At 67.7% G+C, this 14777-nt stretch carries 16 protein-coding genes and 1 riboswitch; of the genes, 10 read left to right on the plus strand and 6 right to left on the minus strand.

Going from position 1 to position 14777, the window contains the following annotated elements; all coding sequences use genetic code 11:
- Positions 1-76 precede the first annotated feature (76 nt).
- The 10 genes from ACH46_RS07875 (at position 77) to ACH46_RS07920 (ending at position 8543) form a co-directional block, all read left to right on the plus strand.
- On the plus strand, positions 77-586 hold the full coding sequence (locus ACH46_RS07875; RefSeq protein ID WP_062392421.1) for a methylated-DNA--[protein]-cysteine S-methyltransferase: 510 nt from the start codon (positions 77-79) through the stop codon (positions 584-586).
- Positions 587-635: 49 nt separating this feature from the next.
- A complete protein-coding gene (locus ACH46_RS07880; RefSeq protein ID WP_062395130.1) occupies positions 636-1118 on the plus strand; it encodes an RNA polymerase sigma factor in 483 nt (160 codons plus the stop codon).
- Complete coding sequence (locus ACH46_RS07885; protein ID WP_062392422.1) at positions 1115-1708, plus strand: methylated-DNA--[protein]-cysteine S-methyltransferase; 594 nt, start codon at positions 1115-1117, stop codon at positions 1706-1708. Before ACH46_RS07880 ends, ACH46_RS07885 begins: the two co-directional genes overlap by 4 nt.
- Positions 1705-2370 (plus strand): alpha-ketoglutarate-dependent dioxygenase AlkB family protein, encoded by a 666-nt coding sequence (locus ACH46_RS07890; protein ID WP_062392423.1) that lies wholly within the window; start codon positions 1705-1707, stop codon positions 2368-2370. Before ACH46_RS07885 ends, ACH46_RS07890 begins: the two co-directional genes overlap by 4 nt.
- A 16-nt stretch (positions 2371-2386) precedes the next feature.
- The gene (locus ACH46_RS07895; protein WP_062392424.1) at positions 2387-3022 is read left to right on the plus strand and encodes a DNA-3-methyladenine glycosylase I; all 636 of its coding nucleotides are present in this window, start codon (positions 2387-2389) and stop codon (positions 3020-3022) included.
- Positions 3019-3852, plus strand: coding sequence for a DNA-3-methyladenine glycosylase family protein (locus ACH46_RS07900; RefSeq protein ID WP_226995800.1), 834 nt, complete (start codon positions 3019-3021; stop codon positions 3850-3852). Before ACH46_RS07895 ends, ACH46_RS07900 begins: the two co-directional genes overlap by 4 nt.
- A gap of 88 nt (positions 3853-3940) precedes the next feature.
- Positions 3941-5023, plus strand: a complete 1083-nt coding sequence (locus ACH46_RS07905; RefSeq protein ID WP_062392425.1) for an AI-2E family transporter — start codon at positions 3941-3943, stop codon at positions 5021-5023.
- A 164-nt stretch (positions 5024-5187) separates the two neighbouring features.
- Entirely contained in the window at positions 5188-7422 is a 2235-nt protein-coding gene (locus tag ACH46_RS07910) for an NADP-dependent isocitrate dehydrogenase (protein WP_062392426.1), read from the plus strand.
- 76 nt (positions 7423-7498) lie between these two features.
- Entirely contained in the window at positions 7499-8215 is a 717-nt protein-coding gene (locus ACH46_RS07915; protein WP_062392427.1) for a DNA methyltransferase, read from the plus strand.
- A gap of 4 nt (positions 8216-8219) precedes the next feature.
- Positions 8220-8543 (plus strand): hypothetical protein, encoded by a 324-nt coding sequence (locus tag ACH46_RS07920; RefSeq protein WP_226995801.1) that lies wholly within the window; start codon positions 8220-8222, stop codon positions 8541-8543.
- Here ACH46_RS07920 and ACH46_RS07925 read toward each other — a convergent pair.
- The 6 genes from ACH46_RS07925 to ACH46_RS07950 all read right to left on the minus strand — a co-directional run bounded on the left by ACH46_RS07925 (position 8518) and on the right by ACH46_RS07950 (position 14635).
- Positions 8518-9816, minus strand: coding sequence for an RNA polymerase sigma factor (locus tag ACH46_RS07925; protein ID WP_062392428.1), 1299 nt, complete (start codon positions 9814-9816; stop codon positions 8518-8520). The genes ACH46_RS07920 and ACH46_RS07925 overlap by 26 nt on opposite strands.
- A 3-nt stretch (positions 9817-9819) precedes the next feature.
- Positions 9820-10164, minus strand: a complete 345-nt coding sequence (locus ACH46_RS07930; protein ID WP_062392429.1) for a YciI family protein — start codon at positions 10162-10164, stop codon at positions 9820-9822.
- A 126-nt stretch (positions 10165-10290) separates the two neighbouring features.
- Positions 10291-13095 carry an aconitate hydratase gene (gene acnA, locus ACH46_RS07935; protein WP_062392430.1) on the minus strand — a complete coding sequence of 935 codons (2805 nt, stop codon included), beginning with the start codon at positions 13093-13095 and terminating at the stop codon, positions 10291-10293.
- 136 nt (positions 13096-13231) lie between these two features.
- Entirely contained in the window at positions 13232-13504 is a 273-nt protein-coding gene (locus tag ACH46_RS07940; RefSeq protein ID WP_236995116.1) for a DUF5615 family PIN-like protein, read from the minus strand.
- 59 nt (positions 13505-13563) lie between these two features.
- Positions 13564-13788: a DUF433 domain-containing protein gene (locus ACH46_RS07945; protein WP_062392431.1), complete on the minus strand. Its 225-nt coding sequence runs from the start codon at positions 13786-13788 to the stop codon at positions 13564-13566.
- A 46-nt stretch (positions 13789-13834) separates the two neighbouring features.
- Positions 13835-14635: a 3-oxoacyl-ACP reductase gene (locus ACH46_RS07950; RefSeq protein WP_062392432.1), complete on the minus strand. Its 801-nt coding sequence runs from the start codon at positions 14633-14635 to the stop codon at positions 13835-13837.
- A 28-nt stretch (positions 14636-14663) separates the two neighbouring features.
- Positions 14664-14757, minus strand: a riboswitch (TPP riboswitch).
- Positions 14758-14777 lie beyond the last annotated feature (20 nt).

The raw sequence follows: 14777 nt of genomic DNA on the forward strand, positions 1-14777 counted from the left end.
TCGAGAGTAGAGCGTCGATCTCACGTTTCCTGCCGCCCGTGCGTCTGCTCTATGAATGTGTAGAGAGGTGATTGACATGACGCGACGGCACGCAGTGGTCCCGACCGACCTGGGCGATCTGACGATGGTCGCCGACGGCCCGAACCTGGCCGCCATCTACTTCCCGGGCCACTGGCATCTGCCCGCGGAGTCCGCCTACGGCGACGAGACGACCGCCGACGACCCGGTCTTCGCCCGGACTGCGACAGAACTTGCCGAATACCTGGCGGGGGAGCGACGTGACTTCGACATCCCGCTCGCCACCGATGGCGACGACTTCTCGGAGCGGGTCTGGGCGATGCTGAAAGAGATCCCGTACGGCGAGACCACCACCTACGGCGCCCTCGCCACCAGGCTCGGCAATCCGCGACTGGCGCAACGCGTCGGCCAATGCGTCGGGCACAACCCGATCAGCATCATCATCCCGTGCCACCGTGTGGTCGGGGCCGACGGCTCGTTGACCGGTTACGCGGGCGGACTCGACCGCAAGCGTCGGCTCCTCGACCTGGAAGAGCCGCGCGAAGTTCGAGAATCGCGATTGTTCTGACCGTCGACCTCACAGTGGCGGCCCACCGCGCGTCTACCGTGTGATGACCATGAGAGAACCGTTCGAGCACGCCGTCGACCGGCACGGAGCTACCGTCCTGCGGGTCTGTCGCGCGGTGTTGGGACCCGGCCCGGATGCGGACGACGCATGGCAGGAGACCTTCCTCGCCGCACTGAAGGCCTGGGCGACCCTCGACGACGACACGAACATCGAGGCGTGGCTGGTGCGGGTGGCGCAACGGAAGGCGATCGACGTGGTGCGCGGCCGCGCGCGGCGTGCCGTTCCGACCGACGAACTGCCCGACACCGTGGTGTCACAACGACTGCCGGCAGAGGACGCCGACGTGTGGGATGCCGTCGCGCGGCTTCCGGAACGACAGCGACTGGCCGTCGCCTACCACTACCTGGGGCATCTGACGCATGTGGAGACCGCGGAACTGATCGGCGGCACACCGGCCGCGGTGCGTCGCGCGGCCGCCGACGGCCTCAAACGATTGCGAACCGTGTACGCAGCAGAAGGGATGGACCGATGACGGAGCAGACCGACGTGTTTCCCGTGGCCGACACCGACCTGAGTAGGCTCCGCGACCGCCTCGGTGCCGCTGCCGAGCGCGGCGGCCTCCTCGACGTCGCCTACCGGACCGTCGACACCCCGGTCGGGCGGCTGCTCCTGGCCGCGACCGAGCGCGGCCTGGTGCGCGTCGCGTTCGAATCGGAGGGCTTCGACGGGGTTCTCCAGGCGCTCGCGGACAGGGTGAGCCCGAACATCCTGCGGGCCCCGGCCCGACTCGACGCGGTCGCAGCCCAGCTCGACGACTACTTCGCCGGGCGGCGCCGGGCCTTCGACGTGCCGCTGGATTTCCGACTCTCGACCGGGTTCCGGCAGACCGTTCAGCAGTACCTGCCCCACATCGGCTACGGGCACACGCAGTCGTACAAGCAGGTCGCCGAATCGGTCGGCAACCCGGGCGCGGTCCGCGCGGTCGGCACCGCGTGTGCCACCAACCCGCTGCCCGTGGTGGTGCCCTGCCATCGGGTGCTGCGGTCCGACGGCTCGCTCGGCGGCTACCTCGGCGGCGCCGCCGCCAAGACCACGCTCCTCAGGTTGGAGAGCGCGGCGTGAACTCGCTCTTCGACGACTCCGAGCTCGGGGTGCCGACTCCGGACCTGCCCGACGGGACCGCGCACGTTCCAGGATGGCTCACCGCCCGACAGCAGCGGTGGCTGGTCGATCAGTTCCGGCACTGGGCGGCAGGTCCGGTGCCGCCGCATTCGCCGATGATCGGACAGCATCCGATGAGCGTGCGCGCAGTCTGCCTCGGCTGGCACTGGCGGCCCTACGCCTACTCAAGGGAGGCGGTCGACGTGAACGGCCGCCGCGTTCTCGACTTCCCCGACTGGATGGTGCGCCTCGGCAGACAGGCGCTGGCCGCCGTCGACCACCCCGACGCCGCCGAGTACACGCCGGACACCGCGATCGTGAACTTCTACGACGACACCGCGAAGATGGGCATGCATCAAGACCGGGACGAGCGGTCGACGGCACCCGTCGTGTCCCTGTCGATCGGCGACACCGCGCGGTTCCGTTTCGGCAACACGGAGAACCGCGGCCGCCCCTACCTCGACCTGGATCTGCACTCCGGCGACCTGTTCGTCTTCGGCGGGCCGGCCCGCCTCGCTTTCCACGGCGTCCCGAAGATCCACCCCGGCACCGCGCCGCACGACTGCGGGCTCGCCGCCGGGCGCCTCAACATCACCATGCGGGTGACCGGCCTCGACGGTTGAGCGGTAGGAAGAGACCATGGCTTCAGAACCCCCGCAGACACCCGACGACGGAGGCGCCGCCGTCGGCCTGGTGATCGGCGACGACGGCCTCGCGCGACCGGCGTGGGCGAGCGTCGACCCGATGCTCCGCGAGTACTACGACACCGAGTGGGGCATGCCGGTCCGCGACGAGCACGGCATGTTCGAGCGGCTGACGCTGGAGGCGTTCCAGTCCGGGCTGTCGTGGGCCACCATCCTGCGCAAGCGTCCTGCGTTCCGCGCCGCGTTCGACGACTTCGATCCGGAGAAGGTGGCGCGCTACGACGAAACCGACTTCGAGCGCCTCATGGGCGACTCTGGAATCGTGCGCAACAGGGCCAAGATCCGGGCCGCCATCACCAACGCGAACGCCACCGTCGCCTTGCGGGCGAAGGGCGGTCTCGCGGACTTCGTGTGGTCGTTCCAGCCCGCGCAGACGCCGCGACCGCACACGATCGCCGAGATCCCGACGCAGTCGGAGGAGTCGAAGGCCCTCGCGAAAGCCCTTCGGAAGGAAGGTTTCTCGTTTGTCGGGCCCACCACCATGTACGCACTGATGGAGGCCGTCGGCATCGTCGACACCAATCTGGTGGGCTCCTACCGGCGCGGTGCGTCCGGAGTCTGGCCGGAATGAGCCGGATACGGCTCGACGCGAACGGTCCCTTCGATCACCGTGCCGCCCTCGCAGTCCTTGCAGCGCACCGCACCGAGGGCGTCGAACGGGTCGACGACCGCGGCATCACCCGGCTGCTGACGGTGGGCGACGACGACCATCTCGTCACGGTGGCATTGGATCCCGCAGGTGCGCTCGCGACCGTCGACACCGCGGACACCCGGGTGCACGCGGCGGTGGCCGACCGGATCCGCCGCTGGTTCGACCTCGACGCGGACCTCGACGCCGTCAACGACGTCCTGGCGGCCGACCCGATGTTCGCCGACCACGTCGCACAGCGTCCCGGGCTGCGCATCACCCGCTGCGCCGACGCCTTTGAGACCGTCGTGGAGACCGTTCTAGGACAGCAGGTCACCCTTGCCGCCGCGCGGCTGTTCGACGCCCGGCTGGTGGCCGCGTACGGGGCCGACGGTCCCTCGGGTCTGCGGCGGTTCCCGACTCCCGCGAGCCTGCTCGCGGTCCCGGTCGACGAACTCCGGGCGACCCTGCGCGTGACCGGGGCACGAGCGAAGACGGTCCACGAGGTGGCAGGCTTCTTCGTCGACCGAGAGCCGGGTGGACCGCTCCCGGAGCGATCCGATCTCGCCGCCCTGTACGGCATCGGACCGTGGACGCTCGACTACCTCGCGGTCCGCGCCGGAGACGATACCGACGCCTTCCCGGCGACCGACGCGGTGCTGCGTCGCATGCTGTCGGCGCACGGGATCGGCGCTGACGCCGTCGAGCGCTGGTGCCCCGTCCGCAGCTACGCGGCGGTCCGCCTGTGGGCGATGTCGGGGGCGCTGGACTGAGATGTTCGGCTCGCCTGAAAGCGCGGTGCGATCGCCAGTAGGCTGAAGCGGCATTCGCCGGATTCGACAATGCTCCTGGAAGGACACCGTGACAGACGACGCCGCGCCCGCAGATCGTCGGACCGCCGCCGTCCTGCATCGGCTCGGAGCTGCGAGCTGGTCCCTGATCGGGATCGTCGTCCTGGCGCTCGCCGCGGCGGCCGCGGTCGGCGCGGTCAGCGGCATCCTGGTCCCGCTGGTCGTCGCGGTGATCATCGGGATAGTCCTGGAACCGCTCTCGGAGATGCTGCAGCGGCGCGGCGTGCCCGCCGTGCTCGCGACCGTCGTCTGTCTCGGGGTGCTGCTGGCCGCGGCCGCGGGGACCATCACGATCGTCGTCCTCGGCTTCATCGATCAGTGGCCCGAGATCCTCCGCCAGATCAACGCCGGCTGGAGCGTCCTCCTGGACTGGCTGAACGACCACGACTCCGACACCGCCTGGCTGGAGCACGTCCGCACCGCGGTGGAGCAGTACGCACCGGAAGTGGGGCAGGGCGTCCTCGGTGCCGTGACGAGCACCGTCTACGGAGTCTTCGCCCTCGTGATGGGCCTGTTCTTCTCGGTATTCTTCCTGTTCTTCGTCTTGCGCGACGGCCCCCGTTTCCCGGACTGGATCGCGAGGACCACGCCGCTGCGCGCCGATGAGGTGCACGAAGTAGTCGACCAGTGCCGGCGCTCGCTGCGCGGCTACTTCCGCGGCACCGCCGTCACCGCGATCGTCACCGCGCCGATCTTCGTGATCCCGTTGTTGATCCTTCAAGTGCCGCTGGTGATCCCGATCTTCGTGCTGTACTTCTTCCTCTCGTTCATCCCGTTCCTCGGGGCCTGGATCACCGGTGTCTTCGCCGTGCTGATCGCCTTCGGATCGGGCGGGACGACGGCGGCGATCATCATCGGCGTGACCTTCATGATCTCGAACGGCACCATCCAGAGCGCCGTGAGTTCGTGGGCGCTCGGTTCGTCGTTGAAGATCCATCCCGTCGCGGTGCTGCTCGCGACGATGGTCGGCGGTGCCGTCGCGGGCCTTCTCGGAATGGTTCTGGGAGCTCCCGTGACCGCCGCGGTGACCAAGTCGATCGTCGCGATCAGGCGACTTCGAGCCGCTCGAGACCCGGTGTCCGACACCGAATGAGTGCTTGTTTCTGCAAGCAGTGCAGGTCGCACAGAAAACTTGTGTGTGCCAGGTCTCGCATTCGCGAGTCGGGTCGATTCATCTCACGAAAGGCGGGACAATATGGGGCGACTGAATATCAGATAGTTCCACAAGAACAACGATCAGAATGAGGTTGACCACACATGGCCTCCCAAGACCAGAAGATCATCTACACCCTCACCGATGAGGCGCCGCGTCTCGCCACCGAGGCCTTCCTGCCGATCATCCGCACCTTCGCCGGTCCCGCAGGCATCGACGTGACCACCAGTGACATCTCCGTCGCCGCGCGCGTCCTCGCAGCCTTCCCCGAGGTGCTCACCGAAGAGCAGCGCGTCCCCGACAACCTCGCCGAGCTGGGGCGCCTGACCCAGGTCCCCGAGACCAACATCATCAAGCTCCCGAACATCAGCGCCTCGGTGCCGCAGCTGAACGCCGCGATCCACGAGCTGCAGGAGAAGGGCTACGCGGTCCCGGACTACCCGCAGGATCCGAAGACTCCCGAAGAGGAAGAGATCCGCGACCGCTACTCGGCCTGCCTCGGCAGCGCCGTGAACCCGGTTCTGCGCGAGGGCAACTCGGACCGTCGCGCCCCGAAGGCGGTCAAGGAGTACGCGCGCAAGAACCCGCACAGCATGGGCAAGTGGTCCATGGCGTCGCAGTCGCATGTCGCACACATGACCCACGGTGACTTCTACGCCGGTGAGAAGTCGATGATCCTCGACCACGCCTGCGAGACGCGCATGGAGGTCGTGACCCCCGACGGCGAGGTCCACCTGATGAAGACCGTCCCCCTCGACAAGGGCGATGTCATCGACAGCATGTTCATGAGCAAGAAGGCTCTCCTCGAGTTCTACGAAGAGCAGCTGAACGATGCGCGTGACACCGGCGTCATGTTCTCGCTGCACGTCAAGGCGACCATGATGAAGGTCTCCCACCCGATCGTCTTCGGCCACTGCGTCAAGGTGTTCTACAAGGACGCGTTCGCCAAGCACGGCGACCTGTTCGACGAGCTCGGCGTCAACGTCAACAACGGACTCTCGGATCTCTACGAGAAGATCGCGAAGCTCCCCGCGTCGAAGCGCGAAGAGATCGTCGAAGACATGCACCGCTGCCACGAGACCCGCCCCGAGCTGGCGATGGTCGATTCGGCCAACGGCATCACCAACTTCCACTCGCCGAGCGACGTCATCGTCGACGCGTCGATGCCCGCCATGATCCGTATCGGCGGCAAGATGTATGGCGCCGACGGCCGCAAGAAGGACACCAAGGCAGTGATGCCGGAGTCCACCTTCGCCCGCATCTACCAGGAGATCATCAACTTCTGCAAGACCAACGGCGCCTTCGATCCCACCACCATGGGGACCGTGCCGAACGTCGGCCTGATGGCGCAGAAGGCTGAGGAGTACGGCTCGCACGACAAGACCTTCGAGATCCCCGAGGGCGGCGTCGCCAACATCGTCGACGCCTCCACCGGCGAGGTCCTGCTGTCGCAGGACGTCGAGCAGGGCGACATCTGGCGCATGTGCATCGTCAAGGACGCGCCCATCCAGGATTGGGTGAAGCTCGCCGTCACGCGCGCCCGCGCCTCCGGCATGCCGGCCGTCTTCTGGCTCGACCCGTACCGTCCGCACGAGAACAACCTCATCACCCTGGTGAAGAAGTACCTCAAGGATCACGACACCGAGGGCCTGGACATCCAGATCATGTCGCAGGTGCGCGCCATGCGCTACACGCTGGAGCGCGCGATGCGCGGCCTCGACACCATCTCGGTGACCGGCAACATCCTCCGCGACTACCTGACCGACCTGTTCCCGATCCTGGAACTGGGCACCAGCGCCAAGATGCTGTCGGTGGTTCCGCTGATGGCGGGTGGCGGCCTCTACGAGACCGGTGCCGGCGGCTCGGCTCCCAAGCACGTCAAGCAGCTCGTCGAGGAGAACCACCTGCGGTGGGACTCGCTGGGTGAGTTCCTGGCCCTGGCCGCGAGCCTCGAGGACCTCGGTCGCAAGTACGACAACCCGAAGGCGACCGTCCTCGCGACGACGCTCGACGCGGCCACCAGCAAGCTGCTCGACAACCGCAAGTCGCCGTCTCGCAACACCGGCGAGCTCGACAACCGTGGAAGCCAGTTCTACCTGGCTCTCTACTGGGCGCAGGAGTTGGCGGCGCAGACCGACGACGCCGACCTGGCAGCTAAGTTCGCGCCGCTGGCTGAGAAGCTGGCTGCGGACGAGGAGACCATCGTCGAGGAGATCGCGGCCGTGCAGGGTCACGCCGTCGATCTCGGCGGGTACTACATGGCCGACGGCGAGAAGCTGCGCGCCGCCATGCGCCCCAGCAAGACGCTGAACGCCGACCTGGAGTCCGTGAACTCCTAGTTCCGTGCTGACCAGAACACCCGGTCCGTCTCGTGCGGGCCGGGTGTTCTGTTCTCGGTGGGCATAGACTGCCGAGGTGACGAGTCCGAGTGAAGGAGCCGCTGCGCCCCTCGCAGTCCGATCCCCGCTGGCAGAGCAGTTGATCGCCGCGCACGACGATTTCCTGAGACAGCGTCCGCCCTCCGCCGACGAAGACGTGCACATGCTCGGCGGGATCGTCGACCACGTCATCGACCGCTGCACCGAACCCGGAGACGCGGTCTTCGATCCGTTCGCGGGTTTCGGCACCACGCTGCTGCGGGCGGGGGCGCTCGGTCGCCGGGCCTACGGCGTCGAGCTCCTCCCGGAGCGGGTCGCCGCGCTCCGCGCACAGATGCCGAACGCCCGGATTCATGAAGGCGACGCTCGTGCGATGGTGCGTGTGCTCCGGGCGGCGGGGGAGCCTGCGGACTCGTGCGCGAGTCTGGTCCTCACCTCACCGCCGTACATGACGTCCGACGACCATGACGCAGACCCCCTGACCGCGTACGAGGAGACCGGTGCCGACTATCCCCGCTACCTCCGCGAGCTCGGCCTCGTGGCGGCGCAGTGCGCGCACGTCGTCGTGCCCGGCGGCTACGTCGTGTGGAATGTCGCCGACATCCACCACCTCGGCCGGACGACGCACCTGATCGCCGACTGCCGTCGCGTCCTCGGTGAACACCTGGCCGAGGTCGGCACCACGGACATAGTGTGGGACCGGTACCCGCACGACCTGGTCGCCGACGCGCTCCTGGTCTTCCGAAAGGCCTGATGCCGTGAGCGACGAGCCGTTGCACCTTCCCGATCTCGGGGTCCCGTCGGCGATGTACGGGGAACCGATGAAGGTCTCCGACCGGGTCACCGTGGTGCCGGTCAGTGCACCCGCGGGACGATTCCGCGGAGCGCGTCCGCTCGGGGTGTTCGCGATCATCGACGGCGACGTCGTCTGGCGTCCCGCCACAGACGACACCGCGATCGCGCTGCTCGGCATCAGTGTGGGCATGGTGGCGACCGTGCTGTCGCTCACGGCGGTGATCCGGAACCCTCCGTGGCTGCCGTCGAGCCGATGGCCGTTCAGCCGGACGTCGACGGCGGAGTAGCGATCTCGAGGAGCGACTCGGCGAGGAAGTCGTCCTCGACCGCGTTGCCGGGCAGCGCCAACGCATCGCGATAGGCGGCCGCTGCCGCCGGGCCGTCACCGAGTTCGACGAGCGTGATGGCGCGCGCGACGTGGTACGGCCGATATCGGATCAACGCGCGGTCGTCGGCCAGTCGGTCGAGCATCCGCATCCCGTACTCGGACCCGTACGCTCTGCCGACCGCGACGGCCCGACCCAACGCCACCACCGGGCCGGGATCGTGCGCCTCCAGGAGTCGGTACAGGACCGCGATCTGCTCCCAGTCGGTGGCGTCGGAATCGGATGCCTCGGCGTGCACGGCGGCGATCGCGGCCTGGATCGCGTAGGGACCGGCGTCCGGCGAGCCTGCCGCGTATTCGGCGAGGCGAAGGCCCTCGGCGATCATGTCCCGATCCCACAGTGCGCGGTCCTGTTTGGCGAGAGGCACCGGGCGATCGCCGTCGAGCCGGGCGGGTCGTCGAGCCTGCGTCAGCAGGAGCAGTGCGAGCAGGCCGATCGTCTCGGCGCGCGGGAGCAGTCGTGCGAGCAGTCGTGCGAGGGATATCGCCTCCGCTGCGAGGTGGTCGCTGATGTGCTCGGCGCCGGACGAGCGCGCGAAGCCCTCGGCGTACAGCAGGTACACCACGCGCAGCACACCCGGAGTTCGGTCGGGGAGGTCGTCGGGGGTCGGGGGAGTGAACGGCACGCCCAGCGTCGAGAGTCGCTTCTTGGCGCGCACGATCCGCTGCTGCATCGTCGGGACCGGGACCAGCAGTGCGTGCGCGACTTCCGACGTCGTCAGGCCCGCCACGAAACGCAGGGTCAACGCGATTCGATCTTCCGGGGCGAGCGTCGGGTGAGCGCAGGCGAAGAACATGCCGAGACGGTCGTCCGGGAGGGCGGCCTCGTCGAGGTCGGCGGGATCGACGTAGCCGAGCGGCCGCGGGTCGCGCTCGGATTGGATGTGCAGTCTCGCGAGCTTGTCGGCGAGGACCTTCTCTCGGCGCACGACGTCGAGCGCCTTCCGTTTGGCGGTGGTCGTCAGCCAGGCCTCGGGAGACGCCGGGACTCCGGTTTCCGGCCACGTGATCAGCGCCTGCGCAAGGGCCTCCTGGAGAGCGTCCTCCGCCAGGTCCAGGTCGCCGAAGCGGCCGGTCAGGCGTGCCAGCAGTCGGGATCGAGTCTCTCGATCGAGAGTCGCCGCGCGACGGACCTCCTCGTCGGAGGTCCGCCTGCGGCCTGCGGACTCATTCACGGCTCAGTACGGGGCCAGCGGTCGGATCTCGACGTGCCCGCCCGGTGCGGAGCCCGGGCTGCGGCGCGCCCACGCGATCGCCTCGTCGACGTCCGCCACATCGATGATGTAGCCGCCGCCGACGAACTCCTGCACCTCCGCGAACGGACCGGACGAGGCGACGACGCGTTCGCCTGCGTCGTCGGTGTGCACGACCACCTTCTCGTCCTCCAGCGCGAAGGAGGAGACGACGACGCCGGCGTCGGTGATCTCCTTGTCGAAGGCGAAGAACTCGTCGGGGCTCGCGCCGCCGTCCTCGCCGCAGGCCGGATCGTTCACGTGGCCCATCAGCAACAGTGCGTACTTCATGGCATCTCCCAGTGATGTCGTTCGAGCGGTGTCATGTCGAGCCGAACTGCCCGACACCATGGTGACGTACGGGGAGCGCGGAGATCGACAGCTCGATGGAAATCGAGGAGATGCCGGACAGTTCTTCTACGCCTTCGCCAGCAGGTTCCTCAGCACGTACTGCAGGATGCCGTCGTTGAGGTAGTACGCGGCCTCGGCGGGGGTGTCGATCCTGACCTTCGCCTGGAACTTCCGCGTTTCGCCGCCGGATTCGACGGTCACCGTCACCTCGTCGGCCACGCCGTCGCCGTCCGCGATACCGGAGATGGAGTACACCTCGTCGCCGGTCAGGTTCAGCGACTCGGCCGAGTCGCCGTCATGGAACTGCAGCGGCAGCACGCCCATGCCGATGAGGTTGGACCGGTGGATGCGCTCGTACGACTGCGCGATGACCGCGCGGACGCCGAGGAGCCGGGTGCCCTTGGCGGCCCAGTCGCGCGACGACCCCGAGCCGTAATCCTTACCGGCGATGACGACCAGCGGGACGCCCTCCTTCTCGTAAGCGACGGACGCGTCGTAGATCGTGGTCTGCTCGCCGTCGGGCCAGTGCTTGGTGAAACCGCCCTCGACGCCGGGCACCAACTGGTTGCGCAGCCGCACATTGGCGAAGGTGCCGCGGATCATCACGTGATGGTTGCCGCGACGCGACCCGTAGGAGTTGAAGTCCTTGCGTTCCACGCCGTGATCGGTGAGGTAGCGGCCGGCGGGACTGTCGAGCTTGATGGCGCCGGCGGGGGAGATGTGGTCGGTGGTGACCGAGTCGCCCAGCTTCGCGAGGACCCGTGCCCCGCTGATGTCGGCGATCGGTTGGGGTTCGCGGGTCATGCCGTCGAAGAACGGCGGCCGCTGAATGTACGTCGACGTCCCGTCCCAGTCGTAGACGTCACCGTCTGCGATGGTCATGCTCCGCCAGTTGTCGTCGCCCGCGTAGACGTCGGAGTAGCCCTTGGTGAACATCGAGGCCTCGACGTTCTCGTCGACGGCCTGCTGGATCTCCTCCTCCGACGGCCAGATGTCGCGGAGGTAGACGGGCTCGCCCGCGTCGTTGGTGTTCAACGGTTCGGTGAGCAGGTCGGTGTGCAGGCTGCCCGCGAGGGCGTAGGCGATCACCAGCGGCGGCGAGGCGAGGAAGTTCATCCGCACCTCCGGATGGATGCGGCCCTCGAAGTTACGGTTGCCGGACAGGACCGCCGACACGTTGAGGTCGTTCTCGCCGACCGCCCTGCTCACTTCCGGGATCAGCGGTCCCGAGTTGCCGATGCAGGTGGTGCAGCCGTAGCCGACCAGGTTGAATCCGAGCTGATCCAGGTAGGGCGTCAGACCGGACCGGTCGAAATAGTCGGTCACCACGCGGGACCCGGGGGCGAGCGTCGTCTTGACCCATGGTCGGGTCTTCAAGCCCTTCTCGACGGCGTGCTTCGCCAGCAGCGCGGCCGCGAGCATGACCGAGGGGTTCGACGTGTTGGTGCAGGAGGTGATCGCGGCGATGACGACGTCGCCGTGGTCGACGATCGCGTCTCGGCCGTTCACGATCACATCGGCCGGATTGCTCGGCCATCCGAGCTTCTCGTTCGCGGTCAGCTGCGCGGCGCTGGTGTGGCGCGGGGGAGCGTCGTCGCCGGAGTGGGATCCGGGAGCGATCGGATCGCTCGCGGGGAACGACGCCGCCGACGCGCTGTCGATGCCGCCGGCCACCCGCTGCTGGGTCTGGTCGCCGAAGAGTCCGAGGACGGTGCGCGGCGCGTCGCCGAGCGGGATCCGGTCCTGCGGGCGGGTGGGGCCGGCGATCGACGGCTCGACGGTCGAGAGGTCGAGGTCGACGATGCGCGAGAAATCGGGCACGTGGTCGGGGTCGTGCCAGAGGCCCTGTTCCTTGGCGTACGCCTCGACGAGGGCGATCTGCTCGTCGGACCGGCCGGTCAACCGAAGGTAGTCGAGCGTGACGTCGTCGATCGGGAACATGGTTGCGGTGGAACCGTATTCGGGGCTCATGTTGCCGATGGTGGCGCGGGTCGCGAGCGGCACGTGCTGGACGCTGGGGCCGAAGAACTCGACGAACTTGCCGACCACGCCGATGCTGCGCAGCAGTTCCGCGACCGTCAGGACCAGGTCGGTGGCGGTGGTTCCGTCGCTCAGTTCGCCGCTCAGACGGACGCCGATCACCTGGGGGATCAGCATGCTGATCGGCTGGCCGAGCATGGCCGCCTCGGCCTCGATTCCGCCGACGCCCCAGCCGAGCACTCCCAGCCCGTTGACCATCGGGGTGTGCGAATCGGTGCCGACGAGGGTGTCCGGATAGGCCTGCGTGACGCCGCCGCGGTCGCGGGTGAACGTGACGCGGGAGAGGTACTCGAGGTTCACCTGATGGCAGATGCCGGTGTCGGGCGGCACCACGAGGAAGTCGTCGAAGGCCTGCTGACCCCAGCGGAGGAGTTGGTAGCGCTCCTTGTTCCGCTCGAACTCCAACTGTGAGTTGAGACCGAACGCCGCGGCGCTGGCGAAGGCCTCCGCGATCACCGAGTGGTCGATGACGAGCTCGGCCGGGATCTGCGGGTTGATCTTCGACGGCGGGCCGCCGAGGTCGGTCATCGCATCGCGCATCGCCACCAGGTCGACGACGCACGGGACGCCGGTGAAGTCCTGCATCAGGACGCGCGCCGGGGTGTACTGGATCTCCGGGTTCTGCTCCGAGGCTGGATCCCAGTCGCGCAGCGCTTCGATCTGGGCGCCGGTCACGACGGTGCCGTCCTCATTTCGGAGGAGGTTCTCCAGGAGGACTTTCAGACTGTAGGGGAGTCGGGCGGACCCTTCGATGCGATCCAGTCGATGGATCTCGTACGTCTTCGCCCCGACTGCGAGCTGGTCCCTGCTGTCGAAACTGTTGGTAGTCACGTGACTTCTCCACCTTCCGCGTTGGGCGCGGCCCGAGGCCGGGTCGTGCGAGGCATCTGACTACCTTCGACGCTACGCGGGATCGCCCAAAACGGATACCGGTCGCGGGGATGTCGAGCAGGCTTTCGGCTCGCTGTCAGCGGAGTTCGATCAACTTCTGGCCACCCTCGATCAGGGAAACGATCTGTGGGACCAGGGGGCTGAACCAGTCGAGCAGAGTGGACTTACGGGTGTTCCCGATGCGGATCCAGACGATTGCTGGGGTTTCGCCGGGGGTTGCGAACATCAAAGTGAAGTCTTCGTCCTTCGTGACGATGACCGCATCGTGCTTGAGCGCGTACTGCCGCAGCGAATCGTCCGTCGCGTCGCCTGGCCCGATGTCCGTGACATGTTCTGCGTGGTGACCCAACTCCGTCAGCCTCCGCGCTAGCGCGGAGGTAGTTGAGCATCGATCAAAAACCGCATCTATCAGGAGGCAGTGAGCACCGTGTGATCGATCTGTGCAGCGGCGTAGGCGAGACAGGCGCGGATATCGTCCACTGTGAGGAACGGGTAGTCCTCGAGAATTTCGTCTTGTGTCGCACCGGATGCAAGAAGCGACAGAACGTCGCTGACGCGCATGCGTGTTCCACGGACTGCAGGTCGACCGTGCACGACCTCAGGATCGATGGATATGCGATCAAGCAGGGGCATGGCACCACCGTAGTCGACATCGCGGTTTGGAGTGGTCGAGTGGAGCTCAGCCCTTCACCAGGCCGCCGTCGACGATGAGGTTCTGGCCGGTGACACCGCGCGCCCACGGGGACGCGAGGAACAGAACTGTGTCCGCGAGTTCCGCAGGGGTGGTGACACGTCGCAGGGGAGTACCCGCAGCGATCGCGTCGAACACGGCGTCGGGCGTCGCGGCCGAGGCGTCGGTGGTGCGCAGCAGCCCGCCGGAGACCATGTTGACGTTGATGCCGTCGGGGCCGAGGTCGTCGGCGAACGTTCGGGTGATCGAGAGCAGGGCGGCCTTGGCCGCGGTGTAGTCGTGGTACGGCACCACCGGGTACTGGAACAGGTTGGTGCCGATGTTGACCACGCGGCCTCCTCTGGCCTCGCGCATGCTCGGCAAGACGGCCTGGATCAGATCGACGGGCGCCTGAACCGAGCCGACGAACTGTGCGGCGAGCTGCTCGGCGGTCAGTTCGTCGGCCTTGGGACGCGCGTCGCCGTTGAAGGAGAAGTCCATCAGCGCATTGTTGACCAGCGTCGTGATCGGGGTGCCGAAGTGGGATTCGGCCTGGGCGACCAGGTCTCGCACCTGCTCGGGATCGCGGACGTCGGCGCAGACGGGGAGCGCTCGGTCCTCGAAACGTGCCGCGAGCTGCTCTGCGGCCTCCCGCGAACGGTGGTAGTTGACGACGACCTTCGCGCCCGCTCCGAGGAACGCTTCGCTGATCGCCGCGCCCAGGCCACGGGCTCCACCGGTGACGAGCACCAACTGATCGTCGAGGGACGGGGTCGTGCGCGGTCGGGCTGCGGGCGTCGGGCTGGTCATGGGCGGGCTCCTTCGAGAAGACGACAGCGACGAAGGAGGCGGACATCCCTTCGCCGGTGCTAACCGGATCAGGTTCGACGGGTGTGGTCTCAGCTGCCGCGGCAGCACCCCGTGTCACTCACAGCAGTTCTATCACGCGTGC

The sequence above is a fragment of the Gordonia phthalatica genome (genome assembly GCF_001305675.1).
Taxonomy (GTDB): domain Bacteria; phylum Actinomycetota; class Actinomycetes; order Mycobacteriales; family Mycobacteriaceae; genus Gordonia; species Gordonia phthalatica.

Bases quoted from the DNA above. Each gene is read 5' to 3' on its own strand.
- ACH46_RS07875 (WP_062392421.1), top strand. From the start codon at position 77: ATGACGCGACGGCACGCAGTGGTCCCGACCGACCTGGGCGATCTGACG.
- ACH46_RS07880 (WP_062395130.1), top strand. From the start codon at position 636: ATGAGAGAACCGTTCGAGCACGCCGTCGACCGGCACGGAGCTACCGTC.
- ACH46_RS07885 (WP_062392422.1), top strand. From the start codon at position 1,115: ATGACGGAGCAGACCGACGTGTTTCCCGTGGCCGACACCGACCTGAGT.
- ACH46_RS07895 (WP_062392424.1), top strand. From the start codon at position 2,387: ATGGCTTCAGAACCCCCGCAGACACCCGACGACGGAGGCGCCGCCGTC.
- ACH46_RS07900 (WP_226995800.1), top strand. From the start codon at position 3,019: ATGAGCCGGATACGGCTCGACGCGAACGGTCCCTTCGATCACCGTGCC.
- ACH46_RS07910 (WP_062392426.1), top strand. From the start codon at position 5,188: ATGGCCTCCCAAGACCAGAAGATCATCTACACCCTCACCGATGAGGCG.
- ACH46_RS07930 (WP_062392429.1), bottom strand. From the start codon at position 10,164: ATGAAGTACGCACTGTTGCTGATGGGCCACGTGAACGATCCGGCCTGC.
- ACH46_RS07945 (WP_062392431.1), bottom strand. From the start codon at position 13,788: ATGCCCCTGCTTGATCGCATATCCATCGATCCTGAGGTCGTGCACGGT.
- ACH46_RS07950 (WP_062392432.1), bottom strand. From the start codon at position 14,635: ATGACCAGCCCGACGCCCGCAGCCCGACCGCGCACGACCCCGTCCCTC.